We start from the raw sequence: 18,077 nt of genomic DNA, 5'->3' as shown, positions 1-18,077 counted from the left end.
CGATAATGAGAATCATTATCTATAATATTGTGATCAATTGGGGGAAACAAATCATGAACAAGTCAGCAAGAATACCTGCTTTATTAGGCATGACCGCTTTAATGGGAGCTCTATTATTGGCTTGCAGCGGCAATAACGACAAGAACGAAGGGACTTCCAGTCCGGCCGTCTCGCCTTCTGCATCCGCAAGCGCTTCGCCGAAGGTATCGACGGCTCCCGCCGAACGCAAATATAAAGATTACAAAGGGCATGAGGTGACGATTCCTTCCTCCCCGCAGCGGCTTATCTTTTTTGGCGAGACGGTGGGCGATCTGGTAGCGCTGGATTACAAGCCGATCGGCGGCGGACACACGTTTATGAAAGGCGCGATATTCGAGAAACAGCTGCAAATTGAGGATGTCGGTTTCCCTCTCAACTTGGAGAAAGCGCTAGAGCTGAAACCGGATCTTATCATAACGGGGAGTACGGATGATAAAGCGTACGAGTCTCTCGTCAAAATAGCGCCGACCATCATGTTCGATACGTTCGCTCCGCTTGAGGAACGTATGCTTCAGCTCGGAGAGCTTATCGGAAAAAAAGCGAAGGCTGAGGAATGGCTTGCCGCCTACAAGAAGAAGACGGAAGCGATGTGGGCCAAGCTGCAAGCCGAAGGGATGAAACCCGGTGAAACGGCAACCGTCCTGACTTATTATCCCGGAAACAAGCTGTTTGTAATGGCTCGCGCGGGACTTCCGCAATTTATTTACGACAAGAACGGGTTTAAGACGACGCCTAAGGTTCAAGCCGTACTCGATGCCGACAAAGGCTTCGAACAAATCTCGCAGGAGCTGCTGCCGGAGTTTGCCGGAGACAGAATCTTTATTCTGAATCCGGTTGCCGACGAAGCAAAGAAGTCGACCGATGAATTGCTGAAAAGCAAAATCTGGCTTGAGCTCCCTGCCGTGAAGAACGGCAAGGTGTACTTTATGGATATCGAAAAATCGTCCAGCGACGCAGCTACCCGGGATTGGCTCACCGAAGAGCTTCCCCGTATGATGTCGGCTAAATAAGAACTTGTCTTCCTTTGACTCGGCATTCGACCGGATGACGAACCATACCGCCCAAAAGAAGCTTTTCAGCTCCCTGTTGAAAAGCTTCTTCATTTTATATACAATGAATGTGAACGATAATCATTCTCACTTTAAGGAGGGATAAGCAAATGCCTCACAGGCAACCTGCCCCCCTGCGCTCGCTCTTGTTTCATTTATCCGAGATGGAGCTGATCATTCGACCTGTCGGCTGGAAATCTCCGGAGCTTACGGCGGCTCTCCATCAGCTGTTGATTGTCACGGACGGCAAAGGCCGCTTGCATATAGGCAGCCGTACCTTCGATTTATCGCCCGACAAATGTTATTTGCTCGCTCCAGGCGATGTTCTGCAATTCGATAACGGATACGACTGCGCCCTTCGTTTTTATCAAATCACGTTTACGGCCGTTCGTTCCGATCGCGACGGACAATCCTTATATAACGCTCATCTTTTGCAAGAACGTCATGAATTGACGGCTTATCCGTTCTCCCGGCTGGAACGGCTGGCCGAAACGCTTTATGTCGGAAGGCATGACCGCTGCGATATCGAATGGTTTAAACAGCATATGCGCTTCCAGGAGCTGCTCGGGTTTCTGTTCGAGCATAATTATCAGTCCGAGCATTCGACTAATTCCACGCAATCCGTCGAAGGCACGATCCGTTATTTGCAGGATAATTATATGCACAATATAACGGTCAAACAGCTCGCTCATATCGCCAATGTGTCTTATTGGAAGTACACCCCTATCTTTCAAGAGCTGACCGGCAAAAAACCGCTCGACTTTCTCACGGAGCTGCGCATTAATCGTTCCAAGGAGCTGCTGCTGAATGCCAACCTGCCTCTGCGGGAAATTGCGCGCCAGGTCGGCTTTTCCGACGAATACTACTATAACCGCCGCTTCCGCCAAACGACCGGAACGACGCCCAAGCAATACGCCAAGCTCATGCGGCGCAAAAATACCGTTAAGGACTGGACAGGACATGAAATCGAAATACCCGCTCAGCCCAAACGCGTCATTTATCACGGCGAAACGTTCGGCGATTTGCTTGCACTCGGAGTGAAGCCGGTCGGCTGCGCTTTTTCATGGGTTCAAGGAGCCGTTTTTAAAGATCAAATCGAGCTGGTGCATGACGTCGGCTTTCCGATCAGCGCCGAGAGATCGAGCTCGCTCTCGCCGGATTTAATCATCCTTGCGAGTCCCGACGAGACGCAGTATAGACGAATATCGCGTATAGCGCCTACGGTGACGTTTAACTCCTTTGCGCCGTTGGATCAGCGGCTGCAAACGCTCGGTTCTCTGCTCGACAAAAAAGCGGAGGCCGAAACCTGGCTTAAAGGTTACAATGCGAAGGCGGACGCCATGTGGCAGCAGCTGCAATCCACCATCGAACCCGGCGAAACGGCATCCGTCTTTATTTTCGATCACGGAGACCGCTTATTCGTAATGGGCAGCGTCGGACTCTCCAGCGCGCTTTATCACCCGAACGGCTTCCGGCCGGTGGAAAAAATTCAAGAGGTGCTTGACGCAGGCCACGGCTTTACGGAAATATCGCCCGCATCGCTGCCCGCTTATGCGGGAGACCGCGTGTTCATGCTTCTGCACGAAAATCAGGATTCCAGACAAGCTGCGAACGATTTGATGAACAGCCCGCTTTGGCAAGCTCTCCCTGCCGTTCGGCGAGGACATGTTTACTTGATCGAAGCGGCGATGTGGAACCTGAACGATGCGCTTACGAAGGAGAAGCTGCTTGACGTGCTGCCTATGCTGCTGCGGAAAAGCTCATAGTAGCATAACAATAAGGTTTTCTCCACTAATCGCACGGTTCGTGCATAACCACTACGAGTTAAAAAAGGTCCGACTCCTATAGGAATCGGACCTTCATGCCTGTCGATTTTTCGTCACTCCGCTAAGCGCCGAATTGCGCCTGATGCAAGCGGCTGTATGCTCCGCCCGTCGCCAGCAGCTGATCGTGATCGCCTTGTTCGGCAATGCCCTGATCCGCCACGACGACGATCCGGTCGGCATTTTTGATCGTGGCCAGACGGTGCGCGATCACAAGGGTCGTGCGGCCGCGCGACAAATCCGCGAGCGCTTGCTGAATCGCCGCCTCCGTTTCCGTGTCAAGCGCCGAAGTCGCTTCGTCGAGAATAAGAATCGGAGGGTTCTTGAGAAACATACGCGCGATGGAAAGCCGCTGCTTCTGTCCGCCGGACAGCTTCACGCCGCGTTCGCCGATCACCGTATCGAGACCTTCCGGCTGCGATAAAATGAGCTCCTCCAGCTGAGCCTGCCTCGCGGCAGCCCATATTTCCTTCTCGGAAGCCCCAAGCTTGCCGTATGCGATATTTTCGCGGATCGTACCGTCAAAAAGGAATACGTCCTGCTGTACGATGCCGATATGACCTCGCAGCGATTCCAGCTTCATTTGACGAATATCGATGCCGTCTATCGTAATGCTGCCTGCTTCGATCTCGTAAAACCTCGGAAGCAAGCTGCAAATCGTCGTTTTTCCTGCCCCCGAAGGACCGACAAGCGCCACAGTTTCGCCTGCTCGGATGGAAAGCTCGACGTTTTTGAGCACGCTGTCCCTGTTCTCGTAACCGAACTTCACGCCTTTGAAACGAATATCTCCCTTAAGATGATCGACCTTTATTGCGTCTGGCGCATCGGCTACGTCCGGAGCCGTTTCCAGCAGTTCGAGATACCGGCGGAAGCCTGCGATTCCTTTGGGATACGTCTCGATAACCGAGTTGATCTGTTTGATCGGCCCGAGGAAGACGTTCGAGAGCATAACGAAGGCGATAAATTCGCCGTACGTCATATTTTTCTGAATAACGAACCATGTGCCGCAAACGAGCACGAACAGCGAGACGAATTTCATCAATATGTAACTCAGCGACGAGTTCCAAGCCATGATCCGGTAAGCGATAAGCTTCGTCAAGCGGAATCTTTCATTGTTCTCCGTAAAACGGGCGATCTCATGTTTTTCGTTGGAGAAGGCTTGGACGACGCGGATGCCGCTTACGTTATTCTCGACGCGCGCGTTATAATCGGCGATATCGGAAAACATCCGTTTGAATGCGACCGACATTTTGCGGCTGAAATACAGAGACAAATAGATCATGAGCGGAATGATGACAAACGTCAGAACGGCGAGCTGCCAGTTGATACTGAGCATGATGCCGAATGCGCCTGTCAGCGTCATGAGCGCAATGAACAAATCCTCCGGGCCATGGTGGGCGATTTCGCCGATATCCATCAAATCGTTGGTCATGCGGGAAACGAGATGCCCGGTTTTGTTATTGTCGAAGAAACCGAACGAAAGCTTCTGGACATGGACGAACAGCTTTCTGCGCATGTCGCTTTCAATATTGATGCCAAGCATATGTCCCCAGTAGGACACTACATAGTGCAAAGCAGCGCTGACCACATAAATGCCGAGCAAGCCGAGACAGCCCCATAAAATCAAGTTCCAATTCCCTCCGGGCAGCAAATCGTCAACGACCTGGTTCACGGCCAACGGGAAGGCGAGTTCAAGCAATGCCGCTAGAATCGCGCAGGAAAAATCCAATATAAACAGCTTTTTATAAGGACGATAGTAAGCAAAAAAACGGCGCAGCATCGATATACCCTCACTTTCATACGGAACGATAAGTTCATGATGATCTACGATTTGGTTTTTGCGAGCAAGTAAAGGAAATACGGCGCTCCGATAACCGCCACTACGATTCCGGTCGGGATTTCCGACGGCTGCAAAACCCAGCGGCCAAGCGTATCCGCCGTTATGACCAGAAGCGCTCCGGCCAGCGCGGCGGCAGGCAGCAGAAGCTCATGCTTCGGTCCGACCAGACGGCGTGCCAAATGCGGTCCGATCAAGCCGACGAAGCCGATACCGCCGCTCACGGCGACGCAAGAGCCCGCCAAGCCGACCGCTGCTGCAAGCAGCAGGAGCCTTTCTTTATTGACCCTGGCGCCGACGCCCGTTGCAATCTGTTCGCCGAGGTTCAGTACATTCATAACTCTGGCTTTTATAAACACGAATGGCAGAAGGATCACGATCCAAGGCAATATGGCGATAACGAACTTCCAATTTGTGCCCCAAATGCTTCCGGCCAGCCAAGTCGCAACGAACTGGTACTTGTCGGGGCTTAGCTTAAGCGTCAGGACGATCATTGCCGCGCTGATTCCCGCCGCCACCGCGATACCGGTCAGCAGCAGCCTTGTCGGCGATAAGCCTTGATGCCTTTTATAGGATAGCGTAAAAATCAATGTAGCGGTAAGCCCCGCGCCGACTAACGCAAGAACGGGCAAGAGAAACACGGGCGCCGCTGCGGTCGTCGGGTAAAACGAGATGAACAGAGTGACGGCCAAACCCGCCCCCGCATTGATGCCGAGTATGCCGGGATCCGCCAAAGCGTTGCGGGAAATTCCCTGCATAACGCAGCCGGAAACGGCCAGCCCCGCGCCGATCAGCACGGAAATAACGATACGCGGCAAGCGGAAATCGAACAAGATCAAATTTTGCTTCTCAGTCCCCATGCCGAATAACGTGCGTAGAAGTACCGAAGGTGAAAGCCGTATATACCCCGTGTTCATGCTGATCATAAAAGCAAAAACGATCAGTGCGGCAAAAACAATAAGAACGGTAATGCCTCTTTTTCTTTTACGTAGCTCCGCTTGCGTGTAGAAGCCGGTTTCCATCTCTACAGCTCCCTCCTTTCTTTACGCGCCAAATAAAGGAAGAACGGAACGCCCAATAATGCGATAATTGCGCCGATCGGCGTCTCATACGGCGGATTGACCATTCTTGCTCCCAGATCCGCGAATACGACAAGCAAACTCCCGAGTACGGCTGAGCAAGGAATAATCCAGCGATAATCGACGCCGACCAAGTATCTGGTCAAATGCGGGATGATCAATCCGACGAAGCCGACTACGCCGACTACCGATACCGCGGTTCCGGCAAGCACGAGCACGATAATCGTACCCGCCAGCTTGACGAGATTCGTCCGTTGGCCGAGCCCCTTCGCCATATCTTCGCCGAGACTGAGCATCGTAATCGAACGGGACAGCATGATCGCCCCGATAATTGCAGCTGCAACCCAAGGAGCCATGATTTTCAGCTGGAACCATTTGACCCCCGCTACGCCTCCCGCATACCAGAACGCGAGATCCTGTCCGATACGGAAGTACAGAGCGATGCCTTCGCTTAAGGCAGACAGCAATGCGCTGAGCGCTGCGCCTGCCAATACAAGGCGAACCGGCGTCATACCGCCTTTGGCAATCGAGCCGATCCCGTAAACCAAACCCGCCCCGATTCCCGCTCCCAGGAAGGAATATAATATTAAATAATTGAACGAAAGACCCGGAAAAAAGGCGAAGCATACGGCCAACATAAAGCCTGAGCCCGCATTTAGCCCGAGCAGGCCGGAATCCGCGAGCGGATTTCGCGTCATCCCCTGCATGATTGCGCCGGCGACGGCGAAGCAAGCGCCTACCATCGCGCCGGCGAGGACGCGCGGCAATCGAAGCTCCTGAATAATTTGATGCTGCGTCAAATCGGGATTAAAGCGAAAGATCGCTTCCCATACGACGGAAAACTTAATGTCAGCCGCTCCGAACGAAACGGATAACGCAATACCGAACAGCAAAGCGGTTAGCCCGCCTGCCAAGATTAGCGTCGCAGCCCAAGGACGCGACCGGAAGGTGACGGTTGACGATGCCGGCACCTGTTTAACGGAATGTGCGGTCTGATTCACGAGTACCATCCTTTTTATGAACTAGGAAATCGGTGATAACCCACTATATGATATTGATTCTCATTACCACTCAGTAAATTGTAGGCCACTCCTTCCATAGTGACAATGGACAAAAACAACGGTTTTTTTGTACAAATTCGAGAACTGTAGTTTGCGTCGTCTTTTAACGGCTGATGCTTTATCGGGATCGAACAATCAAGAAAGCCTTTCGGCCAAAAACCGAAGGCTTCCATTAATAATCAAGCGGAACGAAGCCGTTCCGCTCCGACGCTCTTCCCGCCACGCACGTATAACACGGAAATGCAGATGAGCAGCAAACAGAAACAATAAGGCAGCACCGAATTCGCCGTATACAATGCCGCTCCGGTTACAGGCCAGGCGAATCCTCCGCCCTGGAATAGATCTGCCTTTGGTCCCCTCTCTTTATTTTCCACCCTCCCAGTCTTTGCTGCTCCTGCCATAGCCTGCTGTACAGCCCGCCGGAAGCAAGCAATTCCTCATGACTGCCCGACTCGGCTATCCGCCCGTGGTCGACGACGAGAATCCGGTCCGCCGTCTTGATCGTTTTCAGCCTGTGGGCAATGACAAGAACCGTTTTTTCTTGAGACAGCTTGGCGATCGCCCTTTGCAGCAGCACTTCATTTTCCGGATCCAGCGAAGCCGTGGCCTCATCCAAAATGACGATCGGCGCGTCCTTAAGAATCGCCCTGGCCAAGCAAATGCGCTGCTTCTCGCCGCCGGAAAGCGCGGCTCCCCCTTCGCCCGCCAGCGTATCGTAACCTTTGGGCAGCTTGGCAATAAATTCATGGCAGTGCGCCGCTTGGGCCGCATCTACGATCTCCTGGATCGATGCGCCCGGTTTCCCCATCCGGATATTGTCTGCGATCGATTCATTGAACAAATACGGCTGCTGCTGCACCGTTCCAACCATTGCGAAAAGATCGTCGCTTCTCATATTTCGGACATCCGTCCCGCCGATTCGAACGCTTCCCGCAGTGACGTCCCAATAACGGGAAACGAGTCCTGCGATCGTCGACTTTCCTGCGCCGGAAGATCCGACCAGAGCGATCATGCTGCGTTCGGGAACGACAAAGCAGACATTGTCCAGCACCTTTTTATCCCCATAGCCGAAATGCACGCCGTCAAAAGCAATATTATTGGAAGCGGGCCGTTCCGGACGTTCAGGCTCGGACAAAGGCGCTTCGGCAAACAATTCGCGTATGCGGTCCCCGGCGCTTGCCATATACCGCATCTGCACGAGCGAGGCTCCGGCGGAACGAAGCGGCTGATAAAACTTCGTGCTGACAATCATAAAAACGAGGAACACGCTCGCCTCCAGCTTGCCTCCCTCTAGCAAATAACAGCCGACAAGCAGCAAAAACACAAAACCGAGCTCAAGCGCAACCGAGAACAACATGACGAGCGGCGACGTCGACGCTTCAATCCGGATACTGTCGTCCCGCAAGCGTGCCATCGCCTCGTCCAGCCGCGTAAACCGTTTGCCCGTTTGATTATGGGCTTTGATCAGCCTGATCGTCTGCACGTATTCCAGCAGTCCGGCATTTACCGATGCGGCAGCTTCCTGACGGATGAGGCTCCTGCGTTTCATCAGCCGCTCCGAAGCGTACAGCAGGGGCAGCGCGAGCGGTACGGACGCCAGCACGGCGAGCGCGAGCCGCCAATCGACGATCAGTAGAAAAACGCTGCTGACTACCGGCAGCACGATCGAGCCGGCGATCTGGTTGAATAGATGCGTCACTATCATCTCGACCTCGTCGACATTGGCAAGCAGCGTTTGGCTTATATCGCCTTGATCGCGGCGGGCGAAAAATCCCATCGGCAGCTTTCGCAAATGCTCGCCCAAGCGAAGCCTCACTTCTTTCATTGCGGAAGAGCCTGTGCTTTGAGCCTCGAGCTGTCCGAGACTTGAGAAAATCGCCTGGAACGCGAACATGACGATTTGCAGCAGCGTCCACCACAGTAGTTGCCGTACCGATACGTTTCCATCGAAAGACGCGGTGATCACGACCGCCAAAAGGCCGATCGGCGCAGCGTTCGCAATCATTTCCAGCACCGTGTATAAGACTGCGCGGTTGAGCAGCATACCGGAATGTCCCGTGACCAGCCGGATCGTCTTAAACATACGGCTCCTCCTTTCTTTTCCTCAGCGACCATTGTTCCGCTTCGCGATACGCACTCCACATTCCGGCGTAAAGCGAATTTCGCTGAAGCAGCTCCTCATGCGTGCCGATTCCGCTCACTTCCCCGTCTTCAAAGACGACGATGCGGTCTGCATCCATAATCGTCGATAGCCGATGCGCGATAACAACGACCGTTTTCCCTTCAAGGAGCCTGCTTAACGCCTCTTGAATATTCGCTTCATTCTCCGCATCCGCGTAAGCGAACGCTTCGTCCAATATAAGCACCGGCGCATTTTTGAGAATGGCTCGCGCGATCGCAAGCCGCTGCCTCTCGCCTCCGCTTAAGCTTACGCCACCGTCGCCGATACGCGTTTCGTACCCGTCCGGCAGTGCCGTAATGAACGAATGCGCCTGAGCGGCTTGGGCGGCCAGCACGAGCTCGCTCTCGTCCGCATCCTCCTTGCCCATCCGCAAATTGGCGCTTATCATATCGCTGACGATCGGCACTTCCTGAAAAACGAACGAGACCATGTCCGTCAGCCGTTCCGGCGGTATGGCGCTGACGTCGATGCCGCCGAGACTTATATGTCCGTACATCGGATCGTAGAATCGGGCGATCAGCTGCGCCGCCGTCGACTTGCCGGCGCCGGAAGGGCCGACGAAAGCCGTCACTTTGCCATGCTCGGCCGTTAACGTAACGCCCTTCAGCACCTCTCGCTCGCCATAGCCGAAACGAACTTCCCGGAACGTGATCTCGAACGTCTGCGGAGTTTGACTGCTGCTGCCGTCATGCGCTGAAGCCGTCTGTTCTTTTTCGTCGAGCACCGCTTGAATGCGAAGGACGCCTTCGATATTGTTTTGCATCATGTGGGCAAGCGTCGATATTTGCCTAAGCGGCGCCGTCAAACCGACGCCAAGCAGCAGGAACAGCAAAAGGACGGGCAGCGTGATTTCATTTTGCGCATGCAGCCATACTCCGAACGGCAGAACAAACAGCATACCGGACTCGAGCAGCAGCATAAACAGCGTATAAAGCGGAACTTTATTCCGGGCGATTCGCGTCCATAATTCCGCATACCTTTCCGCCGAAAAACGGAAACGGGTAAACGTATGAACGGTTTGATTAAACGATTTGATAACCGGCATCGCATGAACGAATTCGACGATCGCGCCGTTCATCGATTCCGATATCGCATGCATCCGTTTCATATCGTCACGGCGCCTGCCTCGCGCTGCCATCCACCCTTGAACGGCAAAAGCCGCCGGAATCGGGAGCAGCGCCGCTATCGCCAGCCGCCAATCGACCGTAAACAGGTAGATGGCGGTAACCAGAGGTGCGACCACCGATGCGGTCAAATCGGGGAGATGGTGCGCGATGAACGACTCGATGCGTTCGACATCGTCGGCGACGACTTTCTTCAACCGTCCGGAATGCTGAGTACCGAAATATCCGAGCGGCAGCTTGCCCAGCTTTTCGATCAAGCGGACTCGCATATCGTAAAGCAAATGAAACGCTGCGCCATGCGCCAGTGCTGTGGAAATCCCCATGAACGCGAATCTGGCTGCAATGGCGATCAGCGCGATCACTATGAGACGCCTGACAGCCGCCATATCGGCTGGCGCCCGAAGCAGTTCGTCCGCGATCCGGTATACGACAATATAAGGAATCATGGCGAACAGGGCGCCGGCAGCGGAACATAAGCAGGACAATGCCAGCCTCACGCGCCGCTTGTCCGCCATTCGCAGCATAAATCGCAGCGCTTGCGTTTGTTGCTGTTGCACGGCAATTTCGCTCCCAACTTCGTAGTGTAAGAATGCGACCTTATTTCCCCATCGCTTTCATGATTTCTTCGATGCCGTCAATTTTGGCAAGCGCCATCGGACCGGGAAGCGAGGGATCTTCCAGGTAGTAGACGCGATCGTTTTTGACAGCGTTCATGCTGTTCCACACCTTACTGTCCTTCAGCGCTTCCTTGACTCCGCCTTGAACCGGGTTTTGCCAGTTGTTGATAACAAACAGATGGTCCGGATTCAGCGCAGCCAAACTTTCCAGCGTCAACTGGCCGCCTTTCTCCGCTCCCTGCACCGTCTTGAGGCCAAGCCCTATATAGAAGGGCTCGAAACGTTCCGTTTCCCAAGTAACGAACTGATCCTTGCCGCTGTACATCGCGAACAAAACAGGTTCCTCGCTGTGCGGCACCAGCTTCGTTTTGTATGCTGCGGATTTCGCGTCAAAGTCGGCCAACACGCTTTTCGCCTTCTCCTCCTTGCCGATCACTGCCGCGATTTGCAGCAATGTTTCCCGCCAATTGCCCGCTTGCGGAAAGATGACGGTCGGCGCAATCGCGCTCAGCTTCTCATATTGCTCGGCCATATCATTCGCCGCAATGATAAGATCGGGTTGTGCCGCCAGCAGCTTCTCCATATCCGACTCCGTACCGAGGTCGACGATTTTCTTGCCTTCCAGCCGTTTGCTCAAATTCGGAAAATTTCTTATGATCGTCGTTACGCCTTGCGCGGCAATCGGGTATTCGTCCAATACCGCCAAATAATCGACGAAGCCGATATACGGCGTAGCAATTTTAACCGGTTTGGCTTTCACAACAGTTTCGCCGTTCATATGCTTGACCGTTCTGGGAAACATAGTCGAATCGGTGCTCCCGTTAGCGACTGCTGCCGGGCTTTCCCCGTTCTTCTTCGCCCCTCCGGCCGAATCCGCTCCTGTACAGCCTGCCGTCATCCCCATTATCACTGCAAGTAGCAGCAACACCCATGTTTTTTTACCCTTCATGCCGTTGTCTCCCCTTATTACGTATAGTGTTTTTCTGATGATCATTCGTTTCATTGATAACGAAACTCATTTTCAATAACTGCATCGTACTATGCGCAGCAAACCGCCTTCCACCGCTGGACGGATTTTGAAGGCGGTTTGCGGGAGCCGGTTTTCCGCAGAAATAGTAAACAAAAAGAACTGCCCGGCGGGCAGTTCAGGTTTTTGCTCCAGGCCGTTAACGGGAAGCGGAAGGACGCCGGACGAGCTCGCCGGGGTTCACACCATACTTCTCTCGGAATACCTCGGCAAAATAACTCGGGTTGTTGTAGCCGACCGCACATGACGCTTCGATGACAGTTATGCTGCCGGCCTGAAGCAAGCGAAGCGCCTGCTCCAGCCGTTTATCGCGCAAGTAGCCGAATACGGTCGTCCCGTACATTTCCTTGAATCCGATCTTCAGCTTATAGTCGTTCATTCCGATCATTCGCGACAGCTCGATCAACGTCGGAGGCTCGGCCATCCGCTCGAGCATGATTCTCCGCGCTATGCGGATTTTATCCATATCATCCTTGCTCAGCCTGGGCGATTCCGGATTTCCGTCAAACAGAAACGAGCGGAAGGCCGAGGACAATAGCTCCATAACGGCGCATTCCATTTCGAAATTTTTGGTTCCGCGCACCCTCGACGCTTGGACGATACGGTTCAGCATGACGGTAGCCGCAGGATCGATCGTATCTTGAAATGCGCGAAACCCCCGACCGTCCAAAATCCGATCGAAATCGACCGCCCGTTCTCCGCTGTCATCCTCCATAAAATGATGAAACGTTGAAATCGGAATGCCGATGCCAAGCAAAAGAAACGGCTTATTAGCGGTAAAGTCGAAACGAATCTCATCCTGCCGGTTCAAAAATTGCAGCGTGCAGGTGCCCTCCGTAAATTCATAACGGCTGCCCGCAAAGCTCACTTCCCTCTCCCCTTGAAAGCAATAACTAAGCTCTACCATGGACGCTTTCGGGGAAAGGGTAAGCGTACGATTCTCATAAAATGTATATTCCGATACGACCACTTCCATATCGAACCGCGGAACTATGCGGCGGATCGATCCCTCTCCGAAGAGTGTGTCGAGCGGCATATGCTCCGTTCGATCCGTACTCTTCCTCGGCAGCTGAAGCCCGTCGAAAAAAAGATTGAAATTTTGGTGAAAGCTCGCTTCGCTCATTGATCCGCACTCCGATATCCGACTTGTCGAAACATCGTCTTGATAATGTTTCTCAATTACATTATAGCGAGGCCTTCATCATTTGACTATCCCCTGCCATCGTTTCATTTTTTGGTCATATCGCCAATCAGCTGTTCCATGAGCGCTTTCTTACCGAGCGCGAAGAAAGCTTCATTGTAATTTTGCCTGCTCGTCATCCGGTACACGTTTCCGTTCTTAACGGCTTTGAGGCCGCTCCATATATTGCTTTGCTCCAGCACGTTTTTGTCATTGTCGGCCAGCAAAACCAAATGATCGGGATCAAGCGTGGAAAGCCCCTCCAAGCTTGTAACCTTCCCGCCCCATGCATCGGGCTCGGGCGTACCCGGCGCCTTAGCCAGCTTTAGATCGTTGAAAATCATATCGGCAACGCCGGTGCGGGAATAAATCCGAATTTCTTTCTGCGTGGCTTCGATAACCGCGAACGTTTCTTCTTTGGTTTTGGCCGTAATTTGCGCATGCCCTTTTTGGGCTCGCTCGTCGTAGGCTTTCAGCCAAGCCTCCATTTCCGCTTTTTTCCCGAGCGCTTCCGCCACGAAGGCGAATCGTTCCCGGAATGCGTTAAACCCGTAAGGCACTCTGACGGTCGGTGCGATTTTCGAAAGCTGCTCGTATATTTTCTCCTGTGTCGGGCCGGCGATAATCAAATCCGGATTGGCCGCCATGATCGCCTCCACGTTTACTTCCGTTTGAAACCAGCCGCCGACGCTTACATCCCCCTTCAGCTCTTTCTTCAAAATCGGCGTTACCTCGGACGGATTCGCTTGATCCGTATTGCCCGTCAGCACCGGATGCAGCCCCAACACGAGCAATTCCTCGGTCGAGCCGGAAATATCGGCGATTCGCTGCGGATTTGCGGGAATGGTCACCTCGCCTTTGGCATCCTTGATCGTACGTGTCGACACAGGCGAAGACGAACCGCTAGGATCTTTCGTTGCGGACGTCCCCTTCTCTTTTGTGCCCGATGCTTCATGCTGAGTGCTGCAGCCAAGCATCGTCACGAATAGTAAAATACTGACGCAAATAAAAGACAACTTCCTAAAACTGGGCATGTTGCAAAGAACCCCTCTCCGATAATTGATAATCGTTCTCATATGAACAAGTCCGATCATACAACGGAAAGAAACGTCTTACTACCCTCCGGCGGATGCGAGTACGGTTCGGCGGATTTTTTATTCTATATGGCGTGCCGCTTCGCAGATTTGACTTGATAGCGTCTGCCGGTCAGCAAACGCCGCGATTGCTGCCGCTTGCAACTTCCCGCAACAAAAAAACGCCGAAGCTTAAGCTTCCGGCGTTACAAATACCTGCGGCTACGGCTCAACTCGGAAGGCTTGATCCCGTACCGCTTGTGGAATTCCTCGGCAAAATGGCTGAAATTTGCGTATCCGACCGCACTTGCCGCCTGGCTGACGCTTATATCCCCGGCTTCCAGCAGCTCCCACGCCCGCTCCATTCTTTTGCCCCGCAAATAGGCAAAAACGCTTTTGCCGTATTCCGCTTTAAAGCCTATCTTCAGCTTATAGTCGTTCAAACCGATCATTCGAGACAGCTCGAGCAAGGACGGCGGATCGTCCATATGCCGAAGCAGCAGCCTCTCCGCTTCTCTTATTTTCATCCGATCGGTTTTCGACAAGCCCGACGCCCCGACGCTCCGGGAATCGTTATCGAACAGAAAACTCCCCAAATAGACGGCCAAAAGCTCCATCGCTTTGCTTTCCGCGTACATTTCCCGCATAGCCGACGTATAAGGGCAAGTTTGCAGCTCATGAAGCAGTCTGGTCGTCTCGGGGCTGATCGGCTGCCGGAACATTCGGAACGAGCCTGAGCCGAGCAAACCGTCGATCGACAGCTTGCTTCCGCCCGGCGTCATTTCTAAATAACGCTCGAATAAAGCGACAGGAACCCCGATAGCGACCGCACGCAGCCATGCATCGCCGTCGTAGTGAAAAGCTGCCGAGAAATCGCGCATAACGTGAAGCGTACAGCTTCCCGGCACGAGCTCGTGAGCCGAGCCGGACACCGACACCTCTCCTTTGCCTTGCAGGCAAAAGCTGAGCTCGATCATCGCCGCGTCCGACTGAACTTGAATCGGTTGTTCCTGCTTGATGCGCAGCACCGAATGGACGATTTCCATGCCGGTGCTCGTTATTCGCCTATCGATATACCCCTCACCCGCCGATTCGTGCACGTTCATCCGCTCCGAAAGGTTCCTGATGCCGGATTGAACCGGCCGGAACGGCATCGCGTCGAAATAGCGGTTATAAATTTGGTGACAGGAAGCCGATGTCATGGATCATCCCCAGCCTTTCGTTGGCACCGGACCTATCGATCGCATGAAGGCGCTGAAGCATGCTATTTTTTGCCGCCCGAAAGCAGCATCTCCGTCTGAAGCTCCAATTGCTTCTCCATGGAGATCAGATCGCCTGCAGCAAATTGATCGATATCCAGTCTATACACCCGGTTATTTTTGACCGCCGGCAGCGTTTGCCACAAGGCGCTCTTCATGATTTCTTCCGCACGCTTGTCGCCGCCATCTGCCGCATAGACGGAAACGAACATGTGGTCGGCAGCGTGTTCCGGCAGTGCTTCTAATGACATGTCGAGACCCGAGCTGCCCCGTTTCATAACGATCTCCTTTAATGAAGCCGAGACTCGTATACAAATTGCGCGTACCGCGGCCGAAGCTTTCGCTGACCGCCCAGAAGCTTTTCGCCCATATTTCGTAAACGCCGACGGTCTCTCCTGGAGCAACAGCGTCTTTGAGCTTTTCCTTCGCTTCGGCAACCTTGCTCTCAAATTTTGCGATCGCCGCTTCCGCTTCCTGCTTCTTGTTCAAAAAATCGCCAAAGTCTCTGAGCTCCTCGTACACATCCTTAGCGCCCCAAGGTATAACGATGGTCGGCGCTATTTTCGAAAATTGCTCGTAATTTTTATCCGACGGCCGAATAATCAGATCGGGATTGAGCGAAGCGATTTTTTCAAGGGCAACGGAGTCGTCGCCGATATCGGTAATCCCCTCTGTCATATCTTTAAGAAAATATTGCTTCATGCTTGCAGAGCCGGCGCCGACAGGTTTTACGCCCAATGTCAGCAGGTGACCGAGATACTGCGTGGCGACTACCCGCTTCGGCATCGTCGGGATTTCGATTTCACCCATGACAGACTTGTATGTTCTAGTGGCCGGTGCCTCTGGGCTTTGGCTTGCCGCTGCGCTCCCCTTTTCCTCGTTCGTACCTTGCTTAGCTCCGCAGCCGCTCGCTACGATCAGCAGGGTGACAAGAAGTACGTTTACCGCCCATTTTTGCCATTTCAATGAAATCCCCTCCAAATGTGATTGATAATCATTATCATCAAAAATGATAACAATACTCGGAAGGGTCGTCTATTTCCTATTGTGCGACGTTCCATGGACTTTTGTAAGAAGCTTTACTTGAATGTCCAGCTGCTGCTCCAATGCGATCGGGTCATTGTACTTAAACAATTCCAAATCGATCGGATAAACGTTCCCGTTCTTTACGGCCGGCAGCGCAGCCCACTCCTCGCTTGTCATTAAGCTTCGCGCCCGCTTGTCTCCTCCCCGCTCGTTCCAGACCGTAATAAACATATGATCGGCCGCATACCCGGCAAGCGAATCGATAGACAGCTCCAGACCGATACCGGGATTCATAACGTGAGGAGCTAACGGCTCCGGCGGGATAAAGCCGAATGTCCGATACAAATTGCGGGTTCCTCTTCCGTAGCCGGCGTTTACCGCCCAAATCCGATCCGCCCACACCTCGTAAACAGCCGCGGTTTCCGCCGAACCGACTGCTCCAGATACCTGACGCGCGGCAAGCTCCTCCTTCCTGACGAAAGAGTCGATCCATGCCTCCGCCTCTTTTTCCCTGTCCAGCAATCCACCCAAGTAGCGAAGCTGCTCCAAAATATCCTCTTGTCCCCACGGAATGGAGATAGTGGTTGCGATTTCGGACAACTGCTCGTAGTTGGGCCGCGACGTTACGATCAAATCCGGCTCGAGTGCGGCAATTTGGCTTAGCGATTTGGAAGTGCCTACATCCTTTACGCCTGCGAGCCTGTCCTTATAAGGGAGCGCATGCAGCAGCTTGGTTGTCGTTCCGGCCGGCTTTAAGCCCAGTGCAAGCAGATGCCCCAGGTAATTTAGAGCTATAATTCTTTTGGGACGGCTTGTATAAATACGCGGCGAAACGCCGACAACTTGCTTGAATTTACGGCTTAAGTACATCCCGTCCTTATAACCGACCTCATGCGCGATTTGATCGAGACTTCGTCCGGGCAGTAGGAGCTTCTCCTTGGCCTTATCGATCCTCACTTTGGTGAGGTAGTCGGAGAAGCTCGTTCCGGTCACCTTCTTGAAGGCGGCCGAAAAATATTCCGGCGTAAACCCGATTTTGCCGGCAAGCTCCGGCCTCGTCACTTGATTCCAATAGTGCTGCTCCACATACTCGATCGAGTATTGAATCCGGCTTGCAAGCTCATGGTCGGGCAATTCCGCAATCGGCTTTTTCGCGATGTAATGAAGCAGCTGCTTAAACTTGGCATCGATTAGAAACCATTCCTTGGAGTCGCTGCAATCCCATAGCCGTTCTAGCTCCTTGGCTTGCGTCATAACGACATCGGGTGCGGCCAGCGGCACAATGCCGCATGGCAACGCCCTTTCCCGGTTTATGACGTAAACGGCTTTGTCGGCAGCTTTCATTTCCCGATCCCAGATGTCGAAGCTTACTTCGAGAACTTGAAGCTTGTCGCCCGATTCGGCGCGAACATCAATAATGGAGCCCGGCTGGCCGTAAACCATCGTTTTGGCCTTCAATTTGCTTTTTATGCCATCGCAATAAAACAAGCCGCTTCCTTCCGGAACGAAAAAGCATGTATGGGTCTCCAAATATTCGCCATGGGTATGCCGTTCGTCATCCAGTTCAACCCATGTTACGTTTTGGAGCGTGTAAAGTTTACAATCCGATAGCTGCATAGGCCCCCCCTTCTTCATAGCTGTCCGAAAACAAACGAGAATCATTCTCATTGATTTTCTTATTCTAAAGGAAGAGGAATTTCC

Annotated in this window: 12 protein-coding genes and 1 pseudogene; 2 read left to right on the top strand and 11 right to left on the bottom strand. The window is 53.1% G+C overall.

Features of this window, described 5'->3' with window-relative positions; all coding sequences use genetic code 11:
- Positions 1–53: 53 nt before the first annotated feature.
- Both DQG23_RS00995 and DQG23_RS00990 read left to right on the top strand, forming a co-directional pair.
- On the top strand, positions 54–1,049 hold the full coding sequence (locus DQG23_RS00995) for an ABC transporter substrate-binding protein (protein ID WP_113029542.1): 996 nt from the start codon (positions 54–56) through the stop codon (positions 1,047–1,049).
- Positions 1,050–1,198: 149 nt separating this feature from the next.
- Positions 1,199–2,854: an AraC family transcriptional regulator gene (locus DQG23_RS00990; RefSeq protein WP_113028926.1), complete on the top strand. Its 1,656-nt coding sequence runs from the start codon at positions 1,199–1,201 to the stop codon at positions 2,852–2,854.
- A 121-nt stretch (positions 2,855–2,975) separates the two neighbouring features.
- On the opposite strand, the gene DQG23_RS00985 is transcribed toward DQG23_RS00990, so the two are convergent.
- From DQG23_RS00985 to DQG23_RS00935, 11 genes and pseudogenes are all read right to left on the bottom strand, one after another.
- Positions 2,976–4,691, bottom strand: coding sequence for an ABC transporter ATP-binding protein (locus tag DQG23_RS00985; protein WP_113028925.1), 1,716 nt, complete (start codon positions 4,689–4,691; stop codon positions 2,976–2,978).
- Positions 4,692–4,735: 44 nt separating this feature from the next.
- Entirely contained in the window at positions 4,736–5,770 is a 1,035-nt protein-coding gene (locus DQG23_RS00980; RefSeq protein ID WP_113028924.1) for a FecCD family ABC transporter permease, read from the bottom strand.
- Positions 5,771–5,772: 2 nt separating this feature from the next.
- Positions 5,773–6,828: a FecCD family ABC transporter permease gene (locus tag DQG23_RS00975; protein WP_113028923.1), complete on the bottom strand. Its 1,056-nt coding sequence runs from the start codon at positions 6,826–6,828 to the stop codon at positions 5,773–5,775.
- Positions 6,829–7,195: 367 nt separating this feature from the next.
- Entirely contained in the window at positions 7,196–8,971 is a 1,776-nt protein-coding gene (locus DQG23_RS00970) for an ABC transporter ATP-binding protein (RefSeq protein WP_113028922.1), read from the bottom strand.
- Positions 8,964–10,751, bottom strand: a complete 1,788-nt coding sequence (locus tag DQG23_RS00965; RefSeq protein ID WP_238177701.1) for an ABC transporter ATP-binding protein — start codon at positions 10,749–10,751, stop codon at positions 8,964–8,966. The genes DQG23_RS00970 and DQG23_RS00965 overlap by 8 nt, the downstream gene beginning before the upstream one ends.
- A gap of 40 nt (positions 10,752–10,791) precedes the next feature.
- A complete protein-coding gene (locus DQG23_RS00960; protein ID WP_113028921.1) occupies positions 10,792–11,760 on the bottom strand; it encodes an ABC transporter substrate-binding protein in 969 nt (322 codons plus the stop codon).
- A gap of 217 nt (positions 11,761–11,977) precedes the next feature.
- The gene (locus DQG23_RS00955; protein ID WP_113028920.1) at positions 11,978–12,961 is read right to left on the bottom strand and encodes a helix-turn-helix transcriptional regulator; all 984 of its coding nucleotides are present in this window, start codon (positions 12,959–12,961) and stop codon (positions 11,978–11,980) included.
- Positions 12,962–13,065: 104 nt separating this feature from the next.
- Positions 13,066–14,052 (bottom strand): ABC transporter substrate-binding protein, encoded by a 987-nt coding sequence (locus DQG23_RS00950; protein WP_238177700.1) that lies wholly within the window; start codon positions 14,050–14,052, stop codon positions 13,066–13,068.
- Between the two features lie 245 nt (positions 14,053–14,297).
- Entirely contained in the window at positions 14,298–15,293 is a 996-nt protein-coding gene (locus DQG23_RS00945) for a helix-turn-helix transcriptional regulator (RefSeq protein WP_113028919.1), read from the bottom strand.
- A gap of 62 nt (positions 15,294–15,355) precedes the next feature.
- Positions 15,356–16,052: pseudogene (locus tag DQG23_RS00940) on the bottom strand (ABC transporter substrate-binding protein).
- A 333-nt stretch (positions 16,053–16,385) separates the two neighbouring features.
- Complete coding sequence (locus tag DQG23_RS00935) at positions 16,386–17,993, bottom strand: AraC family transcriptional regulator (protein WP_158560234.1); 1,608 nt, start codon at positions 17,991–17,993, stop codon at positions 16,386–16,388.
- Between the last annotated feature and the right edge of the window lie 84 nt (positions 17,994–18,077).

The organism is Paenibacillus contaminans, from assembly GCF_003285015.1.
In the GTDB taxonomy this organism is placed as follows: domain Bacteria; phylum Bacillota; class Bacilli; order Paenibacillales; family NBRC-103111; genus Paenibacillus_V; species Paenibacillus_V contaminans.
This window is presented reverse-complemented; position numbering and strand designations above follow the sequence as displayed.